Genomic DNA, 3235 nt, shown 5'->3' on the forward strand with positions numbered 1-3235 from the left:
TTCGCGCTCGGCGATCTTTACTCGGAGCGCGCGGTGGCGGCGGGCATGACGACCGCGAAGGCTGACCTGACCTTTGCTTCCATTCCGTATGCGATTCTTCACGAGTTCCAGATTCCGGTCTTCAACGCAATTCGCGAACGCGATGCGGCGTTCTACGCGCGGCTCGAAGAAAGCGGCTTCATGCTCGATTTCGGCGACGACGATTCGGGTCTGTTCATGAAGTACCTGCGTCGCGGCTCCGGGTATTACATCGATGTCGGTGCGTCCGAACTCGTCGCCGACGGCAAGATCAAGCTGAAAAGCGGCGTGGACGTGGTGGAACTGAAAGAGCATTCGGTGCTGCTCAGCGACGGCAGCGAACTCGAAGCGGACCTCATCGTGTATGCGACAGGCTATGGGTCGATGAACGGCTGGGCCGCCGATCTCATCTCACGCGAAGTGGCCGACAAGGTCGGCAAGGTGTGGGGACTCGGCTCGAATACGACCAAAGATCCGGGTCCGTGGGAAGGCGAGCAGCGCAACATGTGGAAGCCCACGCAGCAGCAGGCGCTGTGGTTTCATGGCGGAAACCTGCATCAGTCGCGGCATTACTCGCAGTATCTCTCTCTGCAACTGAAGGCTCGCATGGAAGGCATTCCGACGCCTGTTTTCGGGTTGCAGGAAGTGCATCACCTGTCGTAGGCGTCGAGCAGTCGGGCCGGTTTTTCAGTTCTTGTTTGTCATTCCGCCGGCCCTTCTACGCCTCCATCTCCGCCAGCAGGAAGTCGACCAGCGCGCGCTGATGCACGTTGAGCACGCCGCCCGAGCTGACAAGTGCGAGCTCGGTCGGCGGCAGAGGCGGAAAGCCGCTACATACGCGATGCTCGGGGAGTACCGCTGTAGTCGGCAGAACGGAGATGCCGAGTCCAGAAGAAACCGCCGCCTGGATACCCGTGAGGCTATGGCTTCCGAATGCGATTCGCCAGCGGCGATGCGCCTTGTCGAGACCCCGGATTGCGCGCTGCCGGTAGACACAGCCTTGCGGAAATAGCGCGAGAGGCACGGGTTCGTCTGACGACTCCCTCCGGCGCTGGCGCATGCGCGCCTCGCACCCACACGAGCGACTCCGGCCATGAAGCCAGGCACTCCCCGCTCGCCGGCTCGCGTTTGACCAGCGCGATCTCGATCTCACCGCCCGAGAGCCTGCGTTGCAGTTCGGCGCTCATGCCGGCCACCGTTTCGAGCCGCACGCCTGGTTTCGTCTTGACGAAGCCGGACAACATCGCCGACATGCGGCGCGCGTCGAAATCTTCCGGTACGCCGATGCGAAGCGGCGTGACCGCGACGTCGCTCGTTAACGCATCTTGTGCTTCCTGCGCCAGCGCGAGCAGCCGCCGCGCGTATTGCGCGAGCAGTTCGCCGTGTTCGGTTGCCGTCACCTGATTGCCGGTACGGTCACGCATCAGCAACGTGCGCCCGACAAGTTCTTCGAGCCGCCGAACCTGCTGGCTCACCGTGGACTGCGTGCGATGCACGCGCTCGCCCGCACGCGTGAAACTGCCTTCGTCGACGACGCAAATAAGCGTATTCAGCAGGTCGAGATCAAGCATGGCGGACTCGCTTCGTTATTTAAGATGCAACTGACGTCGAGAGATTAATTTAATTTTCAAATATCTGTCAATGTGCTTAATCTGACGTCTTCACAGATCTACTTACGTCGGAGTCCATTCATGTCACTGCACAACAAATGGAAAAGCGTCAGTCCATCCTCTTGGATCTTTCTTTGAACATAGGGCAAAAATTTGATGAGAAACCGGAGTTCCGCATCGCTCGACGAAGGCAAGTGCCGCGAATCGAGGTTGCGATGGAGCATGCGCCATGTATCGCATGGCGTTGCACCGAGAAGCCCACGGTGCGGAGCCTGGTGGTAGCGTCTGGCGATCTCGACGGCAAGCCATCGCTCGAATTCACGAAGCGTCAAGGAAGCCGTCTTCTCAGACTGCCGTGCCTTGCGGCCCTTGGGCGATGACCCGGTCGCGCCTGGCAGGCCACGGACCCGCTCCATCAGCGTGCGGTTCAAGCGCTCAATGTGACCACCGAAATGAGGCTGTCCGACGGGGCGATACATTAGATGGATGCCGTATTCTCTGCAGCCGCTGCGTAGCGCTCTGCTTTTGAATTCAGCAGCATTGTCGAGATGAAGAACCCGCGGGATTCCACGCATTGGCCAATCCGCGTCTGCCTCGATTGTTGCAAGCCAAGGCGTCTTGGATAGTACGGTCCGTGTCAGAAGCAGTCCGACAGTAGCAGCTCCTGGACGATCCATACCGACATAGAAGCTCAACACGCACCTGGTAGCGACATCCAGGGCGATTGATAACCAGGGTCGGCCAATCACCTTCCGGTCGTAATCGCTGACTAAAACGACATCCGCTTGCGTATGGTCAATCTGGACAATGTCCAGTGGATACTTGGCAACAAGGGAGCCCGGCGCAGTCATGGCGTCAGGAAGCGCCGCGCGGTTCAGTGCGTCCACCTCGCGATGCTGCGACCACCGGCGGCCGATAGTGCTGCGGCTCGGTGCTTGCAGCCCGGCGAGTTCGCATCTGCGGCGAACCTCAAGCACCAAGTCGGTCGCAGGATGCGCCAAATGTCGTTGCTTTGGCAGCCAGACATGCACCACTTCGTCGATTACGCTGTCAACAGCGCTGCCCAGCCGATGGCCGCCCTTCGATGGGCCGCGGCGCTTCGGGACGACGGCGCTTGCTACCGGATTTGCGAGAAACTTCTGTCGTAGACGGTAGACCGTCGTCCAATGAACGCCCAACAGGTTCGCCGCGACCATCGCATGCTTCTTCGAAAGTGGTCCTCGCCCTAACGGGCGGAGCACGTCTGCGACTTTCAGAGCACGACTATCCGTTCCTTCAGAAGGCGTCATTCCCGCTCCTATTGCGCTTTCACCAGGCGCGTTAGCGGAATTAAAGGACAACGCCGCTGCGTTAGCAAAATAAGCGGACGTCGGAGCATGCAGCCGTTGTCAAAAAGCAACGGTGATCAAGGTGTCAGCAAGCGCCGCCGTTCATTACGCGGCGGCCGTCGGCACGTAAACTTACATTAGCGTAATCTGCGAACATCATTAGCCGAATTAATGAAATCCAACAACAGATACGGCTCACTCGCCCACAGGGACTCCCAACGACCGACGGCATATCGGCATGTCAAAGCGGTCACTGAAGCATCCGCGCGATAACTGCGC

At 59.5% G+C, this 3235-nt stretch carries 1 protein-coding gene and 2 pseudogenes; 1 reads left to right on the plus strand and 2 read right to left on the minus strand.

Features of this window, described 5'->3' with window-relative positions:
- A pseudogene (locus F759_RS0135325) lies at nt 1–681 on the plus strand (NAD(P)/FAD-dependent oxidoreductase); the annotation flags it as partial.
- 55 nt (nt 682–736) lie between these two features.
- Here F759_RS0135325 and F759_RS39880 read toward each other — a convergent pair.
- Nucleotides 737–1589, minus strand: a pseudogene (locus F759_RS39880) (LysR substrate-binding domain-containing protein).
- A gap of 98 nt (nt 1590–1687) precedes the next feature.
- Nucleotides 1688–2917: a DDE-type integrase/transposase/recombinase gene (locus F759_RS39885; protein WP_244439005.1), complete on the minus strand. Its 1230-nt coding sequence runs from the start codon at nt 2915–2917 to the stop codon at nt 1688–1690.
- Nucleotides 2918–3235 lie beyond the last annotated feature (318 nt).

The organism is Paraburkholderia dilworthii (assembly GCF_000472525.1).
Lineage (GTDB): Bacteria > Pseudomonadota > Gammaproteobacteria > Burkholderiales > Burkholderiaceae > Paraburkholderia > Paraburkholderia dilworthii.

Bases quoted from the DNA above. Each gene is read 5' to 3' on its own strand.
- F759_RS39885 (WP_244439005.1), bottom strand. From the start codon at position 2,917: ATGACGCCTTCTGAAGGAACGGATAGTCGTGCTCTGAAAGTCGCAGAC.